24 protein-coding genes are annotated in these 23,613 nt (G+C 62.0%); 10 read left to right on the top strand and 14 right to left on the bottom strand.

Features of this window, described 5'->3' with window-relative positions; all coding sequences use genetic code 11:
- Positions 1-118: 118 nt before the first annotated feature.
- From thsA to V5A26_RS04740, 6 genes are all read right to left on the bottom strand, one after another.
- Entirely contained in the window at positions 119-1,804 is a 1,686-nt protein-coding gene (gene thsA, locus V5A26_RS04765; RefSeq protein WP_332321349.1) for a thermosome subunit alpha, read from the bottom strand.
- A gap of 165 nt (positions 1,805-1,969) precedes the next feature.
- Positions 1,970-2,521 carry a KH domain-containing protein gene (locus V5A26_RS04760; RefSeq protein ID WP_332321348.1) on the bottom strand — a complete coding sequence of 184 codons (552 nt, stop codon included), beginning with the start codon at positions 2,519-2,521 and terminating at the stop codon, positions 1,970-1,972.
- Positions 2,522-2,573: 52 nt separating this feature from the next.
- Positions 2,574-3,434 (bottom strand): serine protein kinase RIO, encoded by an 861-nt coding sequence (locus V5A26_RS04755; RefSeq protein ID WP_332321347.1) that lies wholly within the window; start codon positions 3,432-3,434, stop codon positions 2,574-2,576.
- 3 nt (positions 3,435-3,437) lie between these two features.
- Entirely contained in the window at positions 3,438-3,725 is a 288-nt protein-coding gene (gene eif1A / locus V5A26_RS04750) for a translation initiation factor eIF-1A (RefSeq protein ID WP_332321346.1), read from the bottom strand.
- A gap of 70 nt (positions 3,726-3,795) precedes the next feature.
- Positions 3,796-4,776: a tyrosine--tRNA ligase gene (locus tag V5A26_RS04745; protein WP_332321345.1), complete on the bottom strand. Its 981-nt coding sequence runs from the start codon at positions 4,774-4,776 to the stop codon at positions 3,796-3,798.
- 243 nt (positions 4,777-5,019) lie between these two features.
- Positions 5,020-7,014 (bottom strand): DUF460 domain-containing protein, encoded by a 1,995-nt coding sequence (locus V5A26_RS04740; protein WP_332322243.1) that lies wholly within the window; start codon positions 7,012-7,014, stop codon positions 5,020-5,022.
- Between the two features lie 283 nt (positions 7,015-7,297).
- Between V5A26_RS04740 and V5A26_RS04735 the strand changes: the two genes are divergently transcribed.
- Genes V5A26_RS04735 through V5A26_RS04720 form a run of 4 tightly spaced genes read left to right on the top strand, consistent with a single transcriptional unit; the run spans position 7,298 to position 10,739 of the window.
- On the top strand, positions 7,298-8,083 hold the full coding sequence (locus V5A26_RS04735) for an electron transfer flavoprotein subunit beta/FixA family protein (RefSeq protein WP_332321343.1): 786 nt from the start codon (positions 7,298-7,300) through the stop codon (positions 8,081-8,083).
- Positions 8,084-9,097, top strand: a complete 1,014-nt coding sequence (locus tag V5A26_RS04730; protein ID WP_332321342.1) for an electron transfer flavoprotein subunit alpha/FixB family protein — start codon at positions 8,084-8,086, stop codon at positions 9,095-9,097.
- Positions 9,094-10,425, top strand: coding sequence for an FAD-binding protein (locus V5A26_RS04725; protein WP_332322242.1), 1,332 nt, complete (start codon positions 9,094-9,096; stop codon positions 10,423-10,425). The genes V5A26_RS04730 and V5A26_RS04725 overlap by 4 nt, the downstream gene beginning before the upstream one ends.
- Positions 10,422-10,739, top strand: a complete 318-nt coding sequence (locus V5A26_RS04720; RefSeq protein ID WP_332321340.1) for a ferredoxin family protein — start codon at positions 10,422-10,424, stop codon at positions 10,737-10,739. Before V5A26_RS04725 ends, V5A26_RS04720 begins: the two co-directional genes overlap by 4 nt.
- Here the strand turns inward: V5A26_RS04720 and rnz are convergent.
- Positions 10,736-11,665, bottom strand: a complete 930-nt coding sequence (gene rnz / locus V5A26_RS04715; RefSeq protein WP_332321339.1) for a ribonuclease Z — start codon at positions 11,663-11,665, stop codon at positions 10,736-10,738. The genes V5A26_RS04720 and rnz overlap by 4 nt on opposite strands.
- 90 nt (positions 11,666-11,755) lie before the next feature.
- Here rnz and V5A26_RS04710 point away from each other — a divergent pair, with 90 nt between their 5' ends.
- Entirely contained in the window at positions 11,756-12,793 is a 1,038-nt protein-coding gene (locus V5A26_RS04710; protein ID WP_332321338.1) for an AAA family ATPase, read from the top strand.
- On the opposite strand, the gene V5A26_RS04705 is transcribed toward V5A26_RS04710, so the two are convergent.
- Positions 12,794-13,789, bottom strand: coding sequence for a methyltransferase domain-containing protein (locus V5A26_RS04705; protein WP_442908748.1), 996 nt, complete (start codon positions 13,787-13,789; stop codon positions 12,794-12,796).
- 117 nt (positions 13,790-13,906) lie between these two features.
- On the opposite strand from V5A26_RS04705, the gene V5A26_RS04700 reads away from it, so the two are divergent.
- Positions 13,907-14,467, top strand: coding sequence for a TATA-box-binding protein (locus V5A26_RS04700; RefSeq protein ID WP_332321337.1), 561 nt, complete (start codon positions 13,907-13,909; stop codon positions 14,465-14,467).
- Between the two features lie 15 nt (positions 14,468-14,482).
- Here the strand turns inward: V5A26_RS04700 and hisG are convergent, their stop codons facing one another.
- On the bottom strand, positions 14,483-15,331 hold the full coding sequence (hisG, locus tag V5A26_RS04695; RefSeq protein WP_332321336.1) for an ATP phosphoribosyltransferase: 849 nt from the start codon (positions 15,329-15,331) through the stop codon (positions 14,483-14,485).
- Between the two features lie 109 nt (positions 15,332-15,440).
- Here hisG and V5A26_RS04690 point away from each other — a divergent pair, with 109 nt between their 5' ends.
- Both V5A26_RS04690 and V5A26_RS04685 read left to right on the top strand, forming a co-directional pair.
- A complete protein-coding gene (locus tag V5A26_RS04690) occupies positions 15,441-16,727 on the top strand; it encodes an amidohydrolase (protein ID WP_332321335.1) in 1,287 nt (428 codons plus the stop codon).
- 44 nt (positions 16,728-16,771) lie between these two features.
- A complete protein-coding gene (locus V5A26_RS04685; protein ID WP_332321334.1) occupies positions 16,772-18,052 on the top strand; it encodes an adenosylhomocysteinase in 1,281 nt (426 codons plus the stop codon).
- 185 nt (positions 18,053-18,237) lie between these two features.
- Here the strand turns inward: V5A26_RS04685 and V5A26_RS04680 are convergent, their stop codons facing one another.
- Entirely contained in the window at positions 18,238-18,693 is a 456-nt protein-coding gene (locus V5A26_RS04680; protein WP_332321333.1) for a 30S ribosomal protein S19e, read from the bottom strand.
- A gap of 101 nt (positions 18,694-18,794) precedes the next feature.
- Between V5A26_RS04680 and thiL the strand changes: the two genes are divergently transcribed.
- Positions 18,795-19,679, top strand: coding sequence for a thiamine-phosphate kinase (gene thiL / locus V5A26_RS04675; protein WP_332321332.1), 885 nt, complete (start codon positions 18,795-18,797; stop codon positions 19,677-19,679).
- A gap of 32 nt (positions 19,680-19,711) precedes the next feature.
- On the opposite strand, the gene V5A26_RS04670 is transcribed toward thiL, so the two are convergent.
- Positions 19,712-20,827 (bottom strand): site-2 protease family protein, encoded by a 1,116-nt coding sequence (locus tag V5A26_RS04670; RefSeq protein ID WP_332321331.1) that lies wholly within the window; start codon positions 20,825-20,827, stop codon positions 19,712-19,714.
- A 273-nt stretch (positions 20,828-21,100) separates the two neighbouring features.
- On the opposite strand from V5A26_RS04670, the gene V5A26_RS04665 reads away from it, so the two are divergent.
- Complete coding sequence (locus V5A26_RS04665; protein WP_332321330.1) at positions 21,101-21,523, top strand: hypothetical protein; 423 nt, start codon at positions 21,101-21,103, stop codon at positions 21,521-21,523.
- Between the two features lie 356 nt (positions 21,524-21,879).
- Here V5A26_RS04665 and V5A26_RS04660 read toward each other — a convergent pair whose 3' ends face one another.
- From V5A26_RS04660 to phoU, 3 genes are all read right to left on the bottom strand, one after another.
- Positions 21,880-22,074, bottom strand: a complete 195-nt coding sequence (locus tag V5A26_RS04660) for a hypothetical protein (RefSeq protein ID WP_332321329.1) — start codon at positions 22,072-22,074, stop codon at positions 21,880-21,882.
- Between the two features lie 10 nt (positions 22,075-22,084).
- Positions 22,085-22,789: a hypothetical protein gene (locus V5A26_RS04655; RefSeq protein WP_332321328.1), complete on the bottom strand. Its 705-nt coding sequence runs from the start codon at positions 22,787-22,789 to the stop codon at positions 22,085-22,087.
- 151 nt (positions 22,790-22,940) lie between these two features.
- Positions 22,941-23,612 (bottom strand): phosphate signaling complex protein PhoU, encoded by a 672-nt coding sequence (gene phoU / locus V5A26_RS04650; protein WP_332321327.1) that lies wholly within the window; start codon positions 23,610-23,612, stop codon positions 22,941-22,943.
- Position 23,613: the final 1 nt, after the last annotated feature.

Here is a 23,613-nt window from a genome sequence, read left to right as displayed (position 1 = left end):
TCTCCCGGCTCACGGGCAAACCGCGCCCGCTCGCACATACGGAGACTCCCTTCGGTCGTCTCCCGGCTCACGGGCAAACCGCGCCCGTTCGCCAGTTCGGAGCGGTCTTCGACCGCTCCTACATCGCGCCGCCCATGCCACCCATACCGCCCATGCCGCCCATTCCGCCACCCATGCCGCCGCCCATGCCGCCGGGACCACCGGCAGGCATGTCATCGTCGTCATCGTCGGTGGCGCCGCCCTTGAGGTCGCCGGCGGCGATCACGTCGTCGATACGGAGAATCATCACGGCGGCCTCGGTGGCCGACTCAATGGCTTGGGTCTTCACGCGGAGCGGTTCGACGACACCCTCGTCTTCCATGTCGAGGACGTCGCCAGTGTAGGCGTCGAGCCCGTAGCCGCTGGAGCCAGAGTCGTGCTGGCTTCGAAGTTCAACCAGGGAGTCGATCGGGTCGTGACCTGCGTTCTCCGCGAGCGTGCGCGGGACGACTTCCAGCGCGTCAGCGAAGTGCTCGACCGCGAGGGCTTCGCGGCCGCCGACCGAATCGGCGAAGCCGCGAAGTTCCAGCGCCAGTTCCGTCTCGGGCGAGCCGCCACCGGGGACAACCTGCCCGTCTTCGAGCGTCACGCGGACGACGTGGAGCGAGTCCTCGATGGCTCGCTCGACCTCGTCCACGACGTGCTCCGTGCCGCCACGGAGGATCAGGGTCACGGACTTGGCCTCCTCGACGTCCTCGATGAAGATCCGTTCGTCACCGCCAACGTCCTTCTGCGCGACCGAGCCAGCCTGCCCGAGATCGTCCGCAGAAATGTCACGGACACTCGACACTGCCGTCGCACCGGTGGCGCGGGCGATGCGAGTCATATCGTCGGACTTCGCGCGGCGAATGGCCAGGATGCCTTCCTCGGCGAGGAAGTGCTGGGCCATGTCGTCGATGCCGCCGTCGACGAAGACGACGTCGGTGCCGGCCTCGGCGAGCGCGTCGACGAGTTCGCGAAGCTGGGCCTCCTCCCGCTCGAGGAACTCTTCGAGTTGGTCGGGGTCGGTGACGTTGACTTCGGTGTCGATTTCGGTCTCCTCGATTTCGAGACCGGAGTCAACGAGTGCCACGTTGGCATCCTCGACGGCGTAGGGCATGTTCTCGTCGACGCGAGTCTTGTCGACGATGACGCCCTCGATCAGCTCGGAGTTGTCGATGGCGCCGCCGACGACCTTCTCGACTTTGACATTGTCCGTGTCGATGCCGGTCTCGTCGGCAACTGACTGAACACCAGAGACGACGAGACTCGAGAGCGAGGTCTTGGCGGTCTCCGCGCCCTTCCCGGTCATCGCCGTCGCGGCGATCTGTTCGAGATACTCGGTGTCTTCGGTTGAGATGCTGATGGCCTTGTCTTCAAGCAAGTCCTTTGCCTCCTCCGCGGCCTGGCGGTAGCCCTGGGCCAGCGTGGTGGCGTGAATGTCCTGGTCGAGCAGGTTCTCGGCCTCGGAGAGGAGTTCGCCGGCGACGATGACGGCGGTCGTAGTGCCGTCACCGACCTCCTTCTCCTGGGTCTCGGCGACCTCGACGATCATGTTGGCCGCCGGATGCTCGATGTCCATCTCTTTGAGAATGGTGACACCGTCGTTCGTAACGACGACGTTCCCCGTCGAATCGACGAGCATCTTGTCCATCCCTTTCGGGCCGAGGGTGGTGCGGACGGACTCCGCGACCGCCTTACCCGCGGTGATGTTCATCGACTGTGCGTCTTCGCCCGATGTTCGCTGGGACTCCTCCGAAAGAACAATGAGGGGCTGATTACCCATTTGCGCCATGGTCGGAAGAGAGTTGTTTTGCTATTCTATATAAACGTTCTGGTCCAGAATACAGAACCGGGCTTCCACGGGTGCCTGTCGTGTTATGACTTCTCATGGCAATCCTTTTTAGGTGGAGTTGCGTCCTGAGCGCTGCGGCCCGGGTGTTGCGCGGGCTTAGTCCGAAAACTCGTGATAGTCCATCCCCTGGCTCTTCAACTCCTCGACGCGTTTGCGCTCCAGGAAGGAGTAGACGGCACCGTGTGGAGCCCCGTCAAGCAGCATATCTGCGGCGCTCCGAACAATTTCGACCTGGCGAGGCGACCCAATAATACCCATCGTCGAGCCGTAAATCACCACGCTCGCACCGGTCAACTCCTCCATAAGTTCCCTGGTTCGCCCACCCTCCCCAATGAGGCGGCCCTTTTTGCGTCGTAGATCGGTGTCGTTCCGGGCTGCCCGATCAATGTTGATCAGGTCGAACATCCGCATTTCGTCGTCGAGAAGCGACAATGCCTCTTCCGGCGAAAAGCCACGCCCGATGGCCTCGACGATGTTCGAGGCAGTCATGCCCTTCACCGTGTCTCCGACCGACTCGATCCGGACGGCCCCGTCCTCGGAGTCGATAGTGAGTTCGACTTCCGCGGCCTGCTCGATCGTCTCGACGGTCTCACCCCCTTCGCCGATGAGGACCCCGATCCGTTCCGTCGGAATCTTCACGTGTTGCATGACCGGGAATAGCGACTCTGCAGGTTTAAGCGTTCGTTCCCGGCCGCTGCCATTAGTCCCGGCTCGGCGGCGAGGCCTCCGTTTCCAGATACGATCTGAGGGATTCGGTTGTCACGTCCACGTCCAGATCCGCGAAAAACGAGGCGATGTTTCGACAGTCGCGTTCGAGGAACTCCTCAGCGTTGGGATGGTGAACCGTGACTGCCTGTCCCACGTCAATGACGGTGATCTGGCCGTCGTGGAAAACCAGGTTGAACTCGCTGAGGTCGCCGTGGATCAGGCCCGCATCGTAGAGCCGTCGCATGTATTCCCTGACGACCGAATAGGCCGTTTCCGGGTTTTCGATCGTGACGTCGACGAGAGTTGGCGCCGGCCCCTCCTCGTCGCCCAGGTACTCCATGACCAGCACGTTTCGTTGGACAGCCAGCGGGTTGGGAACGGCGACGCCGGCCGCCTGGGCCCGCTTTAAGTTCGAATACTCCTTGCGCACCCACGCAATGACGACTTTGGTCGTCGACCCACGAATGCCCTCGAAACGCGGGTCGCCTTCGAGGTAGTCGCTCATCTGCTGGAAGTTACTGGTGGTCGTCAGATAGACCTTCACGGCGACGGTTTCACCCTCGTCGTCCAGTGCTTCGTAGACGTTTGCCTCCTTGCCCGTCGAAATCGGACCGCCGAAGGCCTGGAGGTAATCGTCCTGGACGAGTTTGTACAGGGCGGCGTAGGTCGCGTCGTCGAAGACCGAGCCCTCGACTTTGAACTGTTCGGTGTTTTTCAGCCGCTTGCGAAACTCGGAGAACTCCCGGTCCTTTTGTCTGGCGATGCGGTCCGCCTCGGTGTCCCTGACATCGATCGCCTCCCACTCGTCGCCCACCTCATCGGTGGGGCCGGATTCGACGAACTCGTCAGTCACTGCTCACCCGATGTGACCCTCCTTTTTGAGTTGGTCAGCCTCGCTTTTCTCGTATCGCCAGGCGATATCTGCTTTCTCGTCTTGCCAGTCCCACGGTTCAACCAGCACCACGTCGTCCTCCCGGATCCAGATGCGTTTTTGCATCCGGCCCGGGATGCGGGCGATGCGCTCGACGCCGTCTTCGCACCTGACTTTTACACGATTCGCTCCGAGCATGTTCTCGACCACGGCGAATACCTCGTCATCGTCCGGCATTCTGAGGTCCGTTCGCCCACGCTCGTTCTCGCTCATGGCTTCGGATTGGCAACACAAACGCTTAAACCCCACCACACGAAACCGCCGACCCGGTCCAAAACCGGGGTTAGTCCCGAAGCTCCTCAAGCCGTTCCCGGCCCGGCGCGATCAGGGTATCGAGTTGACTTGCAAGTGCCGACTTCGCATCGGCCGGATGGAGTTCGCCCGATTCGAGATCGCCAGCAAGCCCCTCATAGCCGTCGTATTCCAGGTTGCCTCCGTATTTCTCGGGCCGCTCCACGACGACGCGGTCGACTCGCGGAAAGATCTGATACTGGAACAACTGGAAGACCGGATTGACTTTATCGCCCTCGGGATCGGGTGTCGGGGGGCAAAACGCCGCGTTGACCTTCTCTTCGAGGGCCTCTCGGGAGTCCTCCATCGAGATCGTCACGCCCCCGCTCGAAGACATCTTGCCCTCGCCGGTCTCCAGATCGCCCAAAATCGGAGTGTGAATCGCCGGTCGGACCTCGTATCCCAGACTCGGGAGTTCCTCGCGGGCCAGCATGTGGACCTTGCGCTGGTCGAGGCCGCCGACGGCCAGATCTAGGTCGAGATATTCGATGTCAAGGGCCTGCATGAGCGGGTAGACGACGTGTGAAACCGTGATCGTCTCGCCGCTCTGAATCTCGGCCATCGCCCGTTTGGCACGGTTGAGCGAGGTTTCCAGCGCGATGGTGTGAAGGTCCAGTACGTACTCCTCGTCGAGTTGGAACTCGGAGCCGTAGCGAAACTCCGTCTGCTCGGGGTCGAGTCCATAGGCGACGAACTGGGCTTTCATCTGCTCGGCGGTCGCCCGAATCTCCTCGAAGGTCCCCTTCCCATTGAGATACGCGTGCACGTCCGCGAGCAGAACGACGACCTCGAGTCCGGCGTCCTGCAAGTCGATGAGTTTGTTCGCGGTCAAGAGATGCCCAATGTGAAGGACCCCCGATGGTTCGTATCCCACGTAGGCCCGCTTTCCCTCGGGATCGGCTGCCACTGTCCGGAGTTCCTCGTCCGTGACCACCTCCGAGGCGTTCCGAGTCAGGAGGTCGTAGGTGTCCATACGCCCTCGCAATCGGGCTGGGAGGTTAGGGCTTCTGGAAGTCGCCGACATGAAACCCGCCTCAATGTTCAAATAGCAAGACCGGGCCAGGCCCCTGCATGCCCTGACACTTGCCCGGAACGGCTCGCGAGAGCGGGTTTCCGACCGCGACAGACTCGGCATCAGCCATGTCATGTCGGGTGTGGCCCACCGTTCCGGACGACCGCCAGCCTGTCCTGCTGGCAGGCCACCTGTTCGCCCCGGTCACGAATCGAGGAGTTCGCTCGGATCAGCATCCCGCCGATCGGCCCGGTGTTCCGAGATTAGCTGATCGACCATCGCTGCGTTCTTCGAATGGAGCCGTTCCCTCGCTCGTTCCTCCCAGTCCTCGATGGCCGCTGTGACATCTGCCTCCCGAGCCACCGCCAGTTCGTCGACCTCCTGGATCGTCACCAAGTCGGCGGAAGCCACCGGCACCTTGTGTTCAAAGAGCAACCGGTCCGCGACGTCGGAAATCCCGCCATTCCGGAGGACGAGACCCGGTTCGTACTCGATGAGCCGTTCGGCCGTTCGACGACCCGCTCCCGACGCGTCCCGAAGATAGACCACGTCCCCAGTAGCGATTCCAAAGGCCTCGTCAGCCGCCTCGATCGACTCGACCGTGAATTTCTCGATCATTTTCACCGACGTCAGATCGCCGGCCTGGTCCACGTCGGAGAAGTTCGAATGGTCGAGTTTCCAGAGTTCTTTCAATCGCTCCAGTTTGGCTTCCAAGTCTTCGCGAGCCCGGCGTTCTTCCTCCAGTTCGCCCTTGAGCCGGTTGTTCTCCCACTGGAGTTTGGACACCTCCCGCCGGGACCGAGCCTCGGTCCGTTCCTCGCGTTTGGCCGACGAAAGCCGGTTCTGCAGGTCCTCAATGGTCGAGTCCTTCTCGTCGAGTCGGACTTTGAGGTCCTCGACATGTGACTGAAGCCGCTCGACCTGGGTTTCGAGGTCCCGGATGCGAACCTGTTCAGGGCTCGGCTCGGGCGGTTCAGCCCCTGACTCGGACGAGGACTCAGCGGTCGACTCCGCCCGCTCCCGGAGCACCGCCTCGACAGTCGTCTCCTCGGCGATCACCTCCCCCACGACCGCCTCGCGATCGACGTCGGGTGGAAGTTTTTCCACCACCCGCTGGATGGTGTCCGCGTATTCGTCGTGGGCGAACAGCGCGGCGCCCAATGCGTCTCGTTCGTGGTCGTTCGCCGTCGACGCGTTCCGTGTCCGGTGGAGTTTCTCGTCGACCGGTAGATCCCTTGCGGGGGTCCACGCGGCTGCGTCGAAACTTCGGCGGATCTTCTCGACAGTTTCGGGCATCGGCGTGACGTCGGCGGCGACGAGGATCGGTCGACCACGTTCGATTATCCACTTGATGACCGTCGCCATGTCAGCCGTTCGGCTGTGCCAGGTTTCCAGCGGCGAGCCATCGAGATCCACGATCCCAACCGCAGTCGTGGTCCCGGGATCTATCCCGACAAAAACCCGGTCCCGACGGGTGACGAGTGGTTCGAAATCGACACCGTCCCGCTTGACGGGTTCGATCTCGATCCGGGTATCACCAGATCGGCCCCCGGAGACTGGGATCTCGCTCACCGGTGCCTCGACCGTAAAGACGGCGTTCGAGAACCCCCCATATTTCTCGGTCACGTCCCGCTCGTAGTCGAGTCCAGCCTCCTCAAGTGCCGAGCCAACCCGCCTCGCTTCGGTCTTGACGTGGCCGTGAATGCGACGCGTGTACCGGTCTTCGCTGGACCCACCCTTCCCGATGGAACGGCCGCGCGAGACTTTCACCGTCGTGCGATCGGTAAACGCCCGAACAGCGGCGCCCACGTTCCGAGCCGCGAGTCTGGCCGCTGCTTCGGCTTCGGACATTGGGTCCGAGTCATAGGGAACCCCATGCCGATTAGCGACTCTGGAAAGCGGTTCCGGTCGTTCGTCTCCCGTCACCTGGACCAAGGTCGTGTCCGGCGGAAGCCGTCGCAAAAAGCGGACGAGGTCGTCCTTGTCCGCGGCCAACTCGTACATATTGTCCGTCGCAATGAGGTCCGGTTCTGCCGTCTGTATCCGGCGAAGGAGTTTGTGATAGCTCACGCTGGCCCGCTCGACCGGCTCGCCGTCGAAAACACAGAGGGCATAGGCTGGGGCATCCCCACGGACGTCCCCGCTCTGCACGTCGACACCGTAGACGAGGGTGTCAAGTGCGTCGGTCCGAGTGCTCACGGACCTGGGTATGGTGGCGAGATAAATAAGTTCGTTCCGCCCATTAGTGGCCTTGAGAGCCGGAACGACCGGACCATGCTGAAACAAACCATGCTCTGCCGACCTCCGAGAAAAAGTGAAGGATTCATAGCCGGTGACCGCAAAGCTTGCCAACACTGGTGCACGGAATCCGGCGCGCGACTGGTCGGTCGACTGACGAACCGAAAGCAGGCCTGCCTGTAGGACCGACCAAGCGGGCTCTCGAATCGAATCGCGGAGCCGGTCACCCAGCATCGATACGCATATGTCACGAGAATGGAACATAGTCGTCTGCGTTAAACAGGTTCCCGACGCTGACGACGTCTCGATCGATCCCGACACCGGAACGCTGAATCGCTCCGACGCCGAGGCCGTCCTCAACAAACCCGACTACAATGCTGTCGAGACGGCACTCCGATTGAAAGAGGCGGTTGGCGGAACGGTAACCGCCGTAACGATGGGGCCACCCTTCGCCAAAGCCGTCCTGGAGGCCGCCGTCGGATTGGGTGCCGATGACGGCATCCTGTTGACCGATCGGGCCTTCGGCGGCAGTGACACCTGGCCGACGAGCCTGGCCCTGGCCGCGAGCGCCGAGGAACTCGACGGCGACGTCGTGATCTGTGGCGAGGAGAGTACTGATTCCTCGACTGGGCAGGTGCCACCCGGCATCGCCGCCCACAACGACTGGTCACAGCTCACCTACGTCGAAGAACTCGAACCCCGGCCGGAGAACGACGAACTGGTCGCAACGCGGGACATCGAAGGTGGCCACGAGGAAGTGGCCGCAAGCCTGCCCGTGGTCGTGGCCGTCGGCTTCGGCATGAACGAACCACGAGTCGCTGGACTCCACCGGAAGATTTTCTCGGAAACGGAGTTCGAACCCGAGGAGTACTCGGCCAGTGACCTCGGCATCGAAGAATCGGTCGGTCTCGCTGCCTCCCCGACGTCTGTCGGCGGGATGGACACGGCCGACCCAGTCGAGCGGGAACGGGAAATGGTTGACTCCGTCGACGAACTCGTCGACAAACTCCAGAGCGAGGGGGCGATCTAGATGCCGGGTGAAGTTGATACTGACGAATACGAGGACGTCTGGGTCTTCATCGAACAGCACGAGAGCGAGGCTGCGAAGGTCTCCTGGGAACTGCTCCAGAAGGGCCGGGAACTCGCCGATGAGAAAGGGGAACGGTTAGTGGCCCTGGTCATGGGCGAGGACGTGTCCCACTTGGCCGAGGAGGCCATCGAGCGGGGCGCTGACGAAGTGCTCGTAGTCGAGGACCCGATCTTCGAGCCCTATCTCCCCGGACCGTACGGTGAACAGTTCAGCGAACTCGTCGAAGAACGCAAACCCGACATCGTTCTCATTGGCGGGAGCCACACAGGCCGAGACTTCGCTGGCCGCGTGGCGGTCCCCACCTACGCCGGGCTGACCGCTGACTGTACGGAACTCGAAATCGAGGCCGACACCCACCTTCTCCTCGCGAAACGACCCACCTTCGGCGGGGACGCCATGGCGACGATCAAGTGCGTGGAACACCGACCGCAGATGGCCACGGTTCGGCCCGGTGTCTTCGACGCCGCCGAGCCCGATCCCGACCGAGAGGGCACGACCACCGAGGTCGAAGCCGCTGTCGGTGAGGAAAACGTTCACTCCAGGGTTCTCGAGCGAGTTGTCGGTGACATTACCGACATCACTGACGCAGAAGTAATCGTGGCCGGTGGGTTCGGCACCGAAGGCGAATTCGGCCCAATCGAAGAACTCGCGGATCTGCTCGGCGGAGAGGTCGCTGCGACGCGGGAAGCTGTCGAAGAGGGATGGATCGAAGCAGCCCGTCAGGTCGGCCAGACCGGGAAGACCGTCAAACCGGACCTGTACGTCGCTGCGGGCATCAGCGGCGCGATTCAGCACCTCGAAGGCATGAACGACTCCCAGACGATCGTGGCGATCAACGACGACCCGAACGCCCCGATCTTCGACGACGCCGATTACGGCATCGTCGGTGACCTCTTCGAGGTGCTCCCGGCACTGACTGACGCGATTCGGGATGAACAGGAGGGCACAGCATGACTGAAAGACCGAACTTCGACGACTACTTCGACGCAATCGTCGTCGGCGCTGGCCTGGCCGGCAGTGCGGCCGCTTTGACGATGGCTCAACAGGACCTCGAGGTCCTCCTCATTGAGCGGGGGAACTATCCCGGCGCGAAAAACGTCTTCGGCGGGACGATGTACACCCCTCGAATCCGGGAACTCACGGGCGAGGGCTTCGAGGACGCACCAGTCGAACGCCACCTCGGGACGAAGCGCTTCGGATTGCTCTCAACCGAGGACGAAACTGCGATGTCGATCAAGCCGGGTCAGTGGCAGGAATCGCCGCACAACGACACCTACACGGTGCTCCGCGGCAACTTCGACGAATGGTTCGCGGACCAGGCCATCGAAGCTGGGGCCACGCTCATCACGGAGACGACCGTGACCGACCTTGTCCGCGAGGGCGAATCGATCGTCGGCGTCGAAACGGACCGACCAGACGGAACGATCCACGCACCGATGGTGGTCCTGGCCGAGGGTGGCAACTCGCTGGTCTCGGAAGCAGCCGACCTCAAGGAAACCGATCCGCCGGAGAAGGTCGCTATCGGAGTCAAGGAGGTCCGCAAGTACGACCGCGAAACTATCGAGGAGCGGTTCGGCCTCGGCGAAGACGATGGTGCTGCCTACCATTACTTCGGTGAAGGTGCCTGTGGCGGGGGCGTCGGTGGTGGATTCATTTACACGAACAAGCGGACCCTCGCCATCGGGGTCGCCTACACTATCTCCGACGCAATCGAGGACGACCGGAAGCCGGACGAACTCCTCTCGGATTTCAAGGAGCACCCGGCCGTTGCCCCGCTGGTCAAAGGCGGCCGAGTGGTCGAGTATTCGGCCAAAAGCATCCCCGAAGGCGGTGCCTCCTCAGTGCCGGAGCTGGCCCACGACGGGGCCGTGATCATCGGCGACGCCGCCAGCCTGCTCCTTAACAATGGCATTCACTTGGAAGGAACGAACATGGCCGTCGAAAGCGGCTATCTGGCTGGTAACGCCATCGTGGAGGCCATCCAGGCCGGCCGGACCGACGCGGCGGCGCTACAGTCCTATCCCGAGGAACTCGAGTCTTCCTACGTGATGGAAAACCTGCAGAACTACGACTGGTTCAGCGACTTCGCCCACGACGAGAAGCAGTTCCTCTTCCAGCAGTTGCCCAAAGCGCTGACCGAGGCCGAACTCGAATTCTTCAAACAGGACTACGAACCGAAAGAGACCCACGCAAAACGGGCCAAAAACATGCTGCTCCGGGCGGCCGGCGGCTGGACAGGCGCGGCGAAAAAGGCCTGGAAATACCGAAAACTCCTCTCATGAGCGCACACCCCAAAACCCCCGAGATCGAGCGACCGAGCATCGAGGACCGCCTCTACGCGAACAAGTACACCGACCACGAGGACTCCCATCTCGGCGTCTTCGAGGACGAGACCTGCCTGGACTGTGAGACCTACGACTGTGTCTCGGTCTGTCCGGCGAACGTCTGGCGCAACGAGGGCGATGAAGACGGCGTCCCGTTGATCGCCTACGAGAACTGTCTGGAATGTGGGAGCTGCCGCTGGGCCTGTCCCTATGACAACGTCATCTGGGAGAACCCACCCAATGGGACGGGCATGACCTATCGGTACGGTTAACGCTCCTCGGGATAGGGAACCTCGATAGTCTGGCCGTCTTCGGCGACTCGGACCATGCCGTCGAAGGCGTCTTTGGCTTGCTGTAGGAGTGTCCCCGTTTCACCGGCGTACCGTGGGGATATGTGGGTCAATGCGAGTTGTTTTGCTGCCGCGGTTCGTGCAATACGACCGCTTTCTCGGGCCGTCGAATGACCGGTTTCTCGCGCCCTGTCAGCTTCGGTGTCCGCGAAGGTTGCATCGTGAACGAGCAGATCCGCGCCGTCAGCGGCCCGTTCAACGGCTTTTGTGGGACGCGTATCACCCGTGTAGACGACGGTTCGACCTGGTCTGGGCGGGCCAACGACCTGATCGGGCTCGACAACAGTACCGTCCTCGAGTTCCACAGGGTGACCGTCGTGGAGGGTAGAGAACATCGGCCCGGCCGGAACACCGAGTTCCTCGGCCCGGTCCCGGTCGAAGCGCCCTTTCCGATCGGCTTCCACGAGCGCGTAGCCGACTGCAGGCGTGTGGTGCTCAGTCGCGATAGTTCGGATCTCGTACTCCGGTCGCTCCCGAATCGTCGTCCCAGGGTCGACCTCCTCGACGGTGACCGGGTAATCGGGTTCGTCGGTGATCGCATAGATCAAATCGACCACCCGACTTCGCGTCCCCGGTGGCGTGTAGACGACCAAGGGGTCGGTCCGCTCGTTGAACTCCCAAGTCTGGACGAGGCCCGGAAGTCCAAGGACGTGATCCCCGTGAACGTGGGTCAGAAAGATCGCATCGACGTCGAAGCCAGTGCCAAACCGCATCATCTGGCGCTGGGTGCCCTCGCCAACGTCGAAGAGGAAGGCCTCACCGGCCCGTCTGCAAAAGATAGAACTGGGATTGCGGGCCGTCGTCGGGATTGCCCCACTGGTCCCCAGAAACGTCATTCGAAGCGTCATACTCCCGTTTCGGCCGGTCCCGGTATACCCGCTTCGGAGTGCCCCGTCGAATCGACCGATTCTTACCGGCCGAACGGGTATGTTCCGGCGATGGAGCGGCCCCTCTGGATCGACGGTTACGCCCCCGAAATCGGGGACATTCCCCAGGAGTCGGTACGCGAGCGGCTCCAGGACGCCGTGTCAGATCCGTTCAATCTCGTCGTTCATGGCCCACCGGGCGTGGGGAAAACCGCCGCCGTGCGCGCTCTCGCAGACGCGGCCCACGAGGACGCGGAAGGTGATCTCATCGAGATCAACGTGGCCGATTTCTTCGGGCTGACGAAAAAAGAACTGAGCACTGACCCCAGGTTCGAGCGGTTCATCACCCCGAAGCGAAAGCGAAACTCCTCGAAAGCCGATCTGATCAACTACGTGCTGACCGAGTCGGCAAGCCACCCACCGGTTTCCGGCTCGTACAACACAATTCTCCTCGACAACGCCGAGGCGATCAGGGAAGACTTCCAGCAGGCCCTTCGCCGGGTGATGGAGCAGTACTACGAGGCGACACAGTTCATCATCACCACGCGCCAGCCGAGTAAGCTGATCGCCCCGATCCGCTCGCGGTGTGTCCCGATCCCAATGCGTGCGCCCACGCGGGAGGAAACAGTCTCGGTTCTGGCCGCAATCGCTGACGCAGAGGGCGTACCTGCAGACGAGGAAGGACTCTCCTATCTGGCGTCCTATGCCGAAGGGGATCTCAGAGAGGCGATCCTGGCAGCCCAAACTGCTGCTGAGGCGAACGGCGAGTTGTCGGGGACGAACGTGTTAGAGCCGCTCAAACACGTCGGGCTGGACAACCGCATCGAAGCGATGCTCGCGGCTGCCGAGGACGGCGATTTCCAGGACGCCCGTTCGATCCTTGATGACTTACTCGTTGACGAAGGCCGGTCCGGCGAGGAACTCCTCGAAGAAATCATGGACGCCGCACGGACACGGTACAGCGGGGACCGGTTGGCCCGGGTCCACACCGTCGCCGGGCAGATCGAGTTCGACCTGACCCAGGGCACCAGTAACCGAATCCACCTCAGTCACCTGTTGTCCATGCTTGACCCGGCGGCGAATCTGGATTCGCCGGTTGAGACGCCCTGATCAGTGCTCGTGAGTCAGCACGTGGATGTGCCGGGTGAGCGACCGGTGGACGCGTCGCTGGTGTTTCTCCGTGACGGTCCAGCCGGCCGCCCTGGCGAGCGTGTCGTACCCCCTATCGGCCACGACAACCGCCCGGGTACCGACTCTTGCGGCTTCCTGGAATGCGCCCTGGATCAACTCCTCAAGCCCGTGGGACGCGATTTTCGATTGGCGGCCGTACGGCGCATCGAAGACGACAGCATCGACGCTGTTGTCCGGGAGTGGGAGGGCGGTCCCATCCCCCTGGGCAAGGTGGGGTGAGACACCGAGCGCTGCCCGAAGGTTCGTCCGGGCACCTCGAACCATCTTCTCCTGAGCATCGAATCCGATGGGCTGGCCCCCGAGCAGGCCCGCCTCGATGAGTACGCCGCCTGTTCCACACATGGGATCGAGGACGCGGTCACCCGGCTCAGTTCGGGCCAAGTTCGCCACAGCGCGGGCCAAAAGGGGGTCCATGCTCCCCGGCTGGAAAAAGGGGCGATCGGTCGGGGTCCGATCGCCGTATCCCCGGTCGGAGGTTGCGACCTCCCAGCCGAGAACCGCCAGATCGTCGGCGAACAGGGCCGAAAGTGTTTGCTCCGGATCGGTAAGATCAACCTCGAACCCCCGATCGACGAGCGATTGGCCGAGTTGCCGTTCGACCGCCTGGGTATCGATCCCGGCCGTTCCTCTCACGTCTCTGGCCCGAACAGCGACCGTTCCGGATCGCTTGACCGGCGCTGCTTCGAGGATCGACACAAGTCCGTCACCACCGTCCCGGGTTTGGCCCACTAGTTCGCTTACCCGGCGAGTGAACGCGAGACCGGTAATCCGCTCGCGATCGACTGCCGAGGCCGTCCCAATACCTGGAGCAAGGACCGAGACGTCCGTCGCAGCAGCTCTGGCTTCCGCCGCCGCGAACTGATCGTCCTCACCCGCGAACTCCAGCACGTACACGCCTGGGTGGAAACGGGCCACACCCCTGAGCGTATCGGTTGCGTAGCAAACAATAGTCTGCCGACCAATCAACAAACAGGCATACTCCCCATGCACTGCAAATATTTATAAGGTTTAAATACAAGCCTTAAAACGCATATGACTGATCCCAAGGAAACCATCAACATCGAGAACGTGGTCGCGTCGACCGGGATCGGGCAGGAGCTCGATCTCCAGTCGGTCGCCATGGATCTCGAAGGGGCGGATTACGATCCTGAGCAGTTCCCCGGTCTGGTCTACCGGACCCAGGAACCAAAATCCGCCGCACTCATCTTCCGCTCCGGGAAGATCGTCTGTACCGGCGCGAAAAGCACGGACGACGTCCACGAAAGTCTCCACATCGTTTTCGACAAGCTTCGCGATCTCTCCATTCAGGTCGAGGACGATCCCGAAATCGTCGTCCAGAACATCGTCACCAGCGCGGATCTGGGCCGCCAGCTCAACCTCAACGCCATCGCCATCGGGCTGGGCCTGGAGAACATCGAGTACGAGCCCGAGCAGTTCCCCGGTCTGGTCTATCGCCTCGACGAGCCGGAGGTCGTCGCGCTGCTCTTTGGCAGTGGGAAACTCGTGATCACGGGCGGTAAACGCCCCAAGGACGCCGAACACGCCGTCGACAAGATCGTCTCGCGACTCGAAGAACTCGGCCTGCTTGAATAACGCTGGTCCCGATCGCTACTCGACTAACCGTTCGATTTCGGTCACGAGGATGTCGGTCGCGCCTTCGGCCTTCAGCTTTGTGACTGACCTGAACACTTCATCGTCGCGCACCACCGCATGCACGGCGACTTGGTCGGTTCCCGCGATGTCCATCACGGTTGGACCGCCCATCCCGGGAATCACTTCTTTGATCCGGTCCAGGTTGGATTCCGGGGCGTTGAGCATAATGTAGCGACGGCCCTCCGCCGACAACACGGATTCGAGAGCCCGATCGATCTCGGAGGTTTTGCGGTCGTTTGAAACATCCTCGTGGGCGAAGAGGTGCGCGGAGCTCTCCAGGACTTCATCGATGACGCCGAGACGGTTGACCGCCAACGTGGTCCCCGTACTCGTGATGTCGACGATCCCATCCGCCATTTCGACGTGGGGGGTGAGTTCGGTCGCACCCGAGACCTCGACGATCTCGGCGTCGACACCGGCCGCCTCGAAGTGTTGTTCGGTAATGTGTGGGAACTCCGTCGCCACGGTCTTGCCGTCAAGATCCGATATCTCAGTGATTTCGCCGTTCTCGGGAGCGGCGACGACGATCCGACACTGACCGAATTCGAGATCGAGGAGCGGTTCGACGACGTCACAGTCAGCCTCCTGGGCCTGATCGAACCCAGTAATGCCAAGATCGGCCGCGCCGTCGGCGATGTACTCGGGGATGTCGGCCGCCCGAGCGAACAGGACCGTGATGTCGGGATCGACTGTATCGGCGTACAACTGTCGGTCCTCGCCGTCGACGATGTGGATACCCGCCCGGTCGAGGAGATCGACTGCTGGTTCGTGGAGTCGACCTTTGTTCGGTATCGCAATACGCATTGCTGGTCCGTAGACGGGGCGCGCGTATTTGCGTTTCCATCGGCTTGCAGCCAGGGCGCGGAAGTGGGCAAACGGCAGATTCAGGGCAGCCCAACCCGAACCGGCGGCCATGTCGACTATCGCACTGACCGACGGGCACGTCCTCCACCCCGACGGATCGGTTTCTCAGGCAGATGTGCTCGTCGATCGATCGCAGGGCGAGATACGGGCCGTCGGGCAGGGATTGACTGGTGACCGGACCCTCTCTGCCGCAGGCGGGCTCGTCATGCCTGGCCTGGTGAACGCCCATACCCATGCCGCGATGACGCTGCTCCGGGGCTACGCCGACGACAAACCACTCGACGATTGGCTCAAAGAGGACATCTGGCCGGCCGAGGCCGCACTCGAACCCGAAGACGTGCGGGCAGGAACCGAGCTGGCGCTCCTCGAAATGATCCGCTCTGGCACCACCGCCTTCGCGGACATGTATTTCCACATGGACGAGGTCGTCACAGCGGTCAACCAGGCGGGGCTCCGCGCCCGGCTTTCCCATGGCATCGTGACCGTCGGCAAGGACGACGCGGACGCCGAAGCCGACGTCGGAGAAGGAATCGAGTTCGCTCGCCGGACAAAGAAAACAGCTCCCGACCGGATCCGCCCGGCGCTCTCACCGCATTCACTCACCACTGTAAACGAAGATGCGCTTCGGAACACGGTCGAAGCCGCACGTGACCTCGATATTCCACTTCACATCCACGCGAACGAGACCGAAGCCGAAGTCGAGCCGATTGTCGAGGAGCACGGCCTCCGGCCGCTGGAGTACGCCGCCGAACAGGGGCTCCTCGAATCCCAAGATTTCCTCGCCCATGGCGTCCATCTGGATGAGGCGGAGGTGGAACTGCTGGCCGAACGCACCCCGTCAGTCGTTCATTGTCCCGCCTCGAACATGAAACTCGCCTCCGGAATGGCCCAGGTCGAGCGGTTGGGAGCAGCTGGAGTCCCGCTGGCGCTTGGAACGGACGGGGCCGCATCGAACAACGATATGGACATGTTCGGCGAGATGCGGGACGCGGCACTGCTCGGAAAACTGGCGGCGGATGATGCCAGTGCAGTCCCTGCCGAAGCGGTCATTCGGATGGCCACCGAGGGTGGTGCCCGAGCGCTCGGGCTCCCTGGCGGTCGCATCGAGGCAGGCGCAGCGGCCGACTTGATCGTGGTCGATTTCCAGGACCCGCGCCTGACGCCAGTTCACAAATACCCATCTCACCTGGTCTATGCAGCCACAGGCAGCGATGTCCGCCACACGATAGTGGACGGCCAGCCCCTCATGACTGATCGTGAGGTGTCGGTGCTTGACGAAACAGCCGTGCGAGAAGGCGCAGAGGAACGGGCCGCGCGATTGGCCGAGCGGGCCTGACCGGGTCCGATACCGTTTAAAGCGTGCTGGCCCTCCATTCGAGCATGACAGCATCCCCGATCAGCGACCGGCTCTCGGACGTCGAGGGTCAGGTCGAAGACGGCCGATCGAAAATCGACTGGGCGTTCGAACATATGCCGATCGTCCAGTCGTTGCGAGCGGATTTCGAAGCCGATCAACCGTTCGATGGCTACACCATCGGCATGGCCCTCCACGTGGAGGCAAAGACTGCGGCTCTCGTCGAAGCCCTGGCTGCTGGCGGGGCGGAGATCGCCATCACCGGGTGTAACCCACTTTCGACTCATGACGACGTGAGCGCCGCGCTGGACGACCACGACGCGATCACCTCGTATGCCGAACACGGGGTCGACGAGGCGGGGTATTACGACGCCATCGAAGCCGTCATCGCCCAGGAGCCAGATGTGACAGTCGACGACGGTGGCGATCTAGTCTTCCGAATTCACCAGGAACATCCCGACCTGATCGACTCGATCATCGGCGGCTCCGAGGAGACGACCACCGGCGTGCATCGGCTCCGCTCGATGGACGCCGACGGCGCGCTGGAGTACCCGGTATTCGCCGTGAACGACACGCCGATGAAGCGGCTCTTCGACAACGTCCATGGCACGGGTGAGGCCTCACTTTCCAGCATCGCGATGACGACAAACCTCTCGTGGGCGGGCAAGACGGTCGTTGTCGCGGGGTACGGCCAGTGTGGCCGTGGGGTCGCGAAGAAGGCAGCAGGCCAGAACGCCTCAGTAGTCGTCACTGAGATCGACCCGCGACAGGCACTCGAAGCCCACATGGAAGGCTACGAAGTGCTCCCGATGGCCGAGGCGTCCGCAAAAGGCGACGTGTTCATCACGGTGACAGGGAACCGGGACGTCATCACGCCGGATCACGTCGAGCAGATGCAAGACGGCGCCATCCTCGCCAACGCCGGCCACTTCGACATCGAGATCGATCTCGAGGGGCTCTCCGAGGTGGCGGTTGGAGAAACCGAAGTCAGGGACGGGATCCGGGAATACACCCTCGAAGACGGCCGACGGATCAACGTTCTCGCCGAGGGTCGGCTGGTGAACCTGGCGAGTCCGGTGTCCCTTGGGCACCCGGTTGAGGTCATGGACCAGAGCTTCGGGATCCAGGCAGTTTCGGTGCGAGAGCTTGTGACAAATGGCGAGGCCTACGGGGCCGGCGTTCACGAGGTACCGGACGAACTCGACCGGGAGGTCGCGGAGATCAAGCTCCGGGCCGAAGGGATCGAGATCGACGAACTCACCGACATTCAGCGGGAGTATCTGGCCAGTTGGGAACACGGCACGTAGGGAAGTACAGGGCGAACAGGCGACAGGACGGTCCCGGATCGGGTCGTCGCACACCCGCGATCCGATCCGGGTCAGCGGTCAGGACATGGCCCGACGTGGGCCTGTTATCCGGGATAAACCTTCGCGAGGAACTGTCCGTTATCGATTCGTAACGCCCCGATTTCCAGGAAAGGAGAGTGCAGCGATTAGGCGTAGCGCTCGAGCGCCGGGTCATCGAGAGACTCGATGACCTCTCCGGCAGTCTCGTCGAGGAGTTGCTGTCCGTCGGGGGTGATGTCGCGGCCCTCTCCGTTGCGAGTCATGATCAGGCCCTCCTCCTCGAGGTCCTGCAGGATCTCGCGAAGGATTTTCTGGGACCCGTCGCTGCGCTTGCTGGGGGCGACCTCGTAGCGGTTCGACCCGTCCCTGGTGCCGCCGTACGCCGTCGAGAGCTTCTCGACGCCGATGGGGGCGTTCATCGCGACTTTCCGGAGCAGACTCGCAGCCCGGGTGGCCCAAAAGTCGTCCTGTTCGGGTGGCAGTTCGCGGCTTGCGCCGGTTTTCGTGTGGGAGGCCCAGTCCGGCTCCTCGAGTCGGTCGGAAAGGTCCGCGGCGAGCGCCTCGATGAGCTCGTCCGCGGGGGCGTCGTAGAGAGTTGCCATGCCCGCGAATTCTCGATGCCGCCGTTTAAAGCATTCGTTAGGCACCCGAGCCGGGTCTCCCCGACCGATTCGTTTTTTGAACTGCCGATTCACAAACGGACATGGACGAGCAGGCGGCATTGTCACTCATTGGGGAGCTCACCGACTCGGCCGGCGACGACGCAGCGATCGTCGAGGACACGGCCCTCACAATCGACATGCTCCACGATTCGACGGATTTCCCGCCAGGAACGACTCGATACACCGCCGGCTGGCGGTCGGTCGGCGTTTCGCTTTCCGACGTCGCCGCGATGGGGGGTGAGGCAACCGCAACCGTCGCCGCGCTCGGGGCCCCGGATTTCGGCGACGAACAACTCGAGGAGTTTGTTCAGGGGGCCAAAGACGTCTCCACCCTCGTCGATGCGGCCTATGTCGGGGGCGATCTCGACCAGCATGCTGAGTTCACGGTGGCCACCGCTGCAATCGGCCGGGCACCGGACCCGGTGTACCGAGACGGGGCCAGACCCGGCGATATCGTCTGTGTGACCGGGACGCTTGGGCGCGGAGCAGCAGGCGTCCGGGCCCTCGAAGCCGGAGCGATCCGCCAGGGCAACGACCTGTTCCAGTTTACACCCCGGGTCAAAGCGGGAAGTGCGCTGGCCGAGTACGCAACCGCCATGATCGATTCGAGCGATGGGTTAGCGAGATCGCTCCACCAACTCGGCGCCGCCAGTGACGTGGGGGTCTCGATTGACGGCTCGGCGGTCCCAATCGCAGCGGACCTGGGGCGGTATCTTGGACGCAGTACAACCGAACTCGACGTGGCGATCACCTATGGCGGAGATTTCGAACTCGTTTGCACGATGCCGGAGCACCAACTCGAGGCCGCCAGGGACATCCTCGCCGTACCGCTCACGGCCGTGGGCACGGTCGAGGAGTCAACTGCTGGGATCGAACTCGACGGGGAGCCACTGGCAGACGAGGGGTACACCCACGGCGATGAATAGTCGGTTCGACTGGGTCAGCCAACCAGTTCGTGTTACAGCCCGGCGACTTCGATCGGAATCGGAGTGAAACAAAGCAGTCCGAGTACGAACGTGAAGATTCCAAGCAGCCGACGTCGGCTGTCCAGTGTGCCCTCCGCGATCGGCGCCGCGGAGCCCATGAAGGTGGCTAAGATGGTCAAGACCCCCCAAAGGATCCAGACACCGACCATTTGGCCGGCGTCCGTGAACAGGTAGAGTCCGGCCGCGAGGGAGAAGAGTGACAGTGGAATGAGCGGTGCGATCCGCTCCTGAGCGGGGCCAGCAATCGCTCGCAGGATGTGCCCGCCATCCAGTTGTCCCACCGGAATGAGATTTAGGAACGTGATGAACATCCCCACCCAGCCACCGATCACGACCGGATTAACCACGAGCGATGGGTCCCCGTATGAGAGGGGTTCGCCAAGCAGCGTCGCAATTCCCGTCAACAACAAGGGGTAGTTGAACTGGATTTCGACGGTCGACTCTGCAGCCATCACCCAATCCGGAACCGCGACCGGCGGGAGCGTGAGGCCGATGACGGTCACGACCACCGTGGCGACGAGTCCGGCAAGCGGCCCCGCCACGCCGATATCGAAAAGCGCCCGGCGATCCGGTATTCGCCCCCGGATTCGGATGACAGCGCCCATCGTTCCGATGATCGTCGGGAAGGGGATGAAATAGGGCAACGATGCAGGGACGTCGTGATAGCGGCTCAGGACGTAGTGGCCGAGTTCGTGGGTGCCAAGAACACCCATCACCGCCAGCGTGAACGGGAGCGCTTTCAGGAGTTCGAGCGAGAGAGGGTTCTGCACATAATACCATTGCGCTCCCACGAACAGCGTCGAGAGGGTGGTCGCCACGGCCAGGACGATGTTCATCCACGGGATTCCGTCTTCCCCAGTTTCACGGGGCTGGGCGATGAGCACGTACTCCCCGAGTTTCCGGTCCAGCCTGACCTCGTAGCCGGCGTTTCGGAACTCCGGCCAGACCGTCTCGAGGAGTTGCTGCTGATCGACCAGCGGGTCGCCGTAATAATGGGTGTCATCCTCGTCCTGCTGCACCTCGTAGACCCGGAAAACAGACTGGAAGGCTTCGGGGGAGGGCAACTCCGCAGGCGTCTCCGACGACATGAGCGTGGGTTTGGGGCCCGGAAGTTTAACATCGTCGCGTGCGGCGGCGATTCCCGATTTCCGACCAGAACATTGCAGGTCCCGAAGCCGAAGCGCGAGTGCTGGATACCACCACAGCGGTGGACGGTACCCGGGATGATTCGGCCAAGAGACAATCGGATGTGAAATCGCGTTTCGAAGGTGATTCCGGTTAGAAACAAATCTTGTATTTGCCGACATGAGCCTTACCACCTCCCCAAAAGGTTTTTTGAAGTGTTAGGTGTATGGTGACATATGTCACAAGAAAACCGAACCAATCGACGAACATACATCAAGTACACCGGCGCAGCAGCGATTGCAACACTGGCTGGATGTAGTGGTGGCGGTAATGGGGATACCGGGGAAGCGGAGCCAAATCACGAAGTCCCTCATCCGGACGACGGTACTGTACCAGATGTTGAGGCGACTGCAGTTGCTTTCGAAGGGGAGGAGCGAGACCCGGACCTCGTTCAACAAAAAGACGCCGACGCGGTCAATTATCAGCATACGCCAGAAAGCGACCAGTATTGTGGAAATTGCGAAGAATATGTGCCTGATGAAGACGGAGATGGCTATGGGGCCTGTCTCAAGGTCGCAGGGAAAATACACCCCTGTGATTGGTGTGCACTGTACGTAGGACCCTACGAAGGTGACGATGTAGCGTCCTGCTCAATGTAAGGCACGCATCAAGAGCACTTTTTCAGGGTATCTGGTGGGGACGTTCAGGAGTGCTCAGTCTCGCTGGTTTTTTTGGTCGAAAACCCTGAGTAACGGTTTCGGTTCTAAGAAATATTCGGCACCAGTATCGATATCTGCACAAACTCGGATGAATATCCCCTGGTAGTATGCATGCCGTTACTCATCGTCGGCTCCCTCCTGAGGGGGTGCGGTCATGATGCTCTCACTTGAAGACGCCCGGCTGGGTTTTTCTTGTCTTCCCTCGGCCCCCATGAGACGACCGCTCCCGTTTCGATCGGCAAATTTCATTCGGAGGGCAGTCGTGGCAATCTGAGTGCCACACCTGGCGATGTTGCTTACGTATCTATGGATTGTCCACTGCATGGTTTTCCCGTCCCGTCCGCCAGTTCCGAGCCAAACTCCGACACCCGGTCTTGGACAGTCGAACTCTCCGCAAGGACTGCCCGAGCCGTTTCGATCGAGGACTGGCTTACGGCGGCTTCGACACTGTCACCAATGGCCAGCCCTGCGTCCTCAAGGAGCGGGTGCAATCGGTCTCGGTCATCGAGCTTCGGATCGAGCCCTGACAGTATGGTTGCCAGCTCGTGGAGCTGATTCCCCGCCCGTTGGAGAAGGCCGGCGATACGGACATAGTGGTATAATCGGTTCGGGATGAGCTGAGCGCGTCCATGGTTTCGGGATCCTCAAGGCACGCGTAAAGAGCCGGTCGAGCTGTCGGACCCGTCGGTCGATCTCCTCGTTGGGATCGACGATCGGTTCGATGACTCCCGAGCCGGTTTTGAGAAGCCCGAGGGTCCGTTCGTGGATCGAATCGACGCCATACTGGAGGTGAAGCATCGATTGTCGAACCGAGATCTCGCCGGTATCCAGCCGTTCCGCGATCACGAGCTGATCCGTCGACTCGTCGACGATACCGACGCCGGCGAGTTCGCCGACGGCCTCGAGAACGGCTCGGTAGTGGGCGGCAGAAAACGACTCCGTCACGGTTACCGCAACTCGTTTGTAGCCAGTTCCAACGGCGGCCTGCACGAGGTCGGCCACGGTCTCGGGATCTTCGTCTCCCAGTTCGATGGTCCCGGAGACGCGTTCTTGGGGCTCGGACACCCTGAGTACGAGCGAGCCGTCGAAGTGCGGGTACAAGCGGACTTCGGTGCCCGCCGAAACGTTATGCTCCTTTGCCCACGGGGCGGGGGGTGACACGGTGACGGTTCCGCCACCGACCTCTTGGATGCGTCGCCGTTCCATGCTTACTGTGTGCGTTCTTCCGTCGATCCCATCTCCTCACCCCACGGGGGGCCTGCCTGGGGTGGGGCCGGGCGGAGCAATTCGAACCGAGACCCACCTCGTGTGCGTTCATTCGATCGATCCTCCCCAGACCATCGCTCCTCACACATTTTCAGTACACCAGTTCCGGGTCTCCCTCGAGGACGTACAGCGTTCGTCCTGCGACGTTGACTGCGTGGTCACCGATTCGTTCCAGGTCCCGAATCGTCAAGAGCACACTTTCGACGTCCTCGATAAGCGTCTCGAGATTTCCGGTCGCGGCGATCGGGTCCCGTTCGATGAGGTTCCGAACGAGTTGCGAACTCGCCTGCTCACATTTGGCATCAAGGTCGTCGTCACGGGACGTGACGACCCGACAGGCCTCCGCGACGCGGTCGTCGTAGGCCACAAGCGCGTCTTCAAGCATATCGATAGCTTCTCGACCGATCTCGGGAATCCCCACCGCCGGGAGAATGGCCGTCCGAGAGAGCGTGTATTGGGCCAGGTTCGCCGCCAGGTCCCCGACCCGTTCGAGGTCGGTGATGATCTTAAAGGAGGCCGCGACGAGTCGCAGATCGCTCGCAACGGGCTGTTCCAGTGCGAACAGGTCGATACATCTGGATTCGAGTTCGAGATACCGCTGATTGACCTGGTCGTCAGTTTGAAGCACCCGACGCGCCGTTTCCTCATCGTCAGCTTCAAAGGCCGCAAGCGCCGTTTTCAGTCGTTTCACGACAAGTTCACCCATGTCCAGAACTGCCGCCCGGAGGTCGGCCAATGCCGTCTGGAAGGTTTCACGTGCCATC

It is taken from the genome of Halodesulfurarchaeum sp. (genome assembly GCF_036626455.1).
Lineage (GTDB): Archaea > Halobacteriota > Halobacteria > Halobacteriales > Halobacteriaceae > Halodesulfurarchaeum.
Note: the sequence above shows the minus strand (reverse complement) of the source record. Positions and strands in the feature narration are given on the sequence as shown.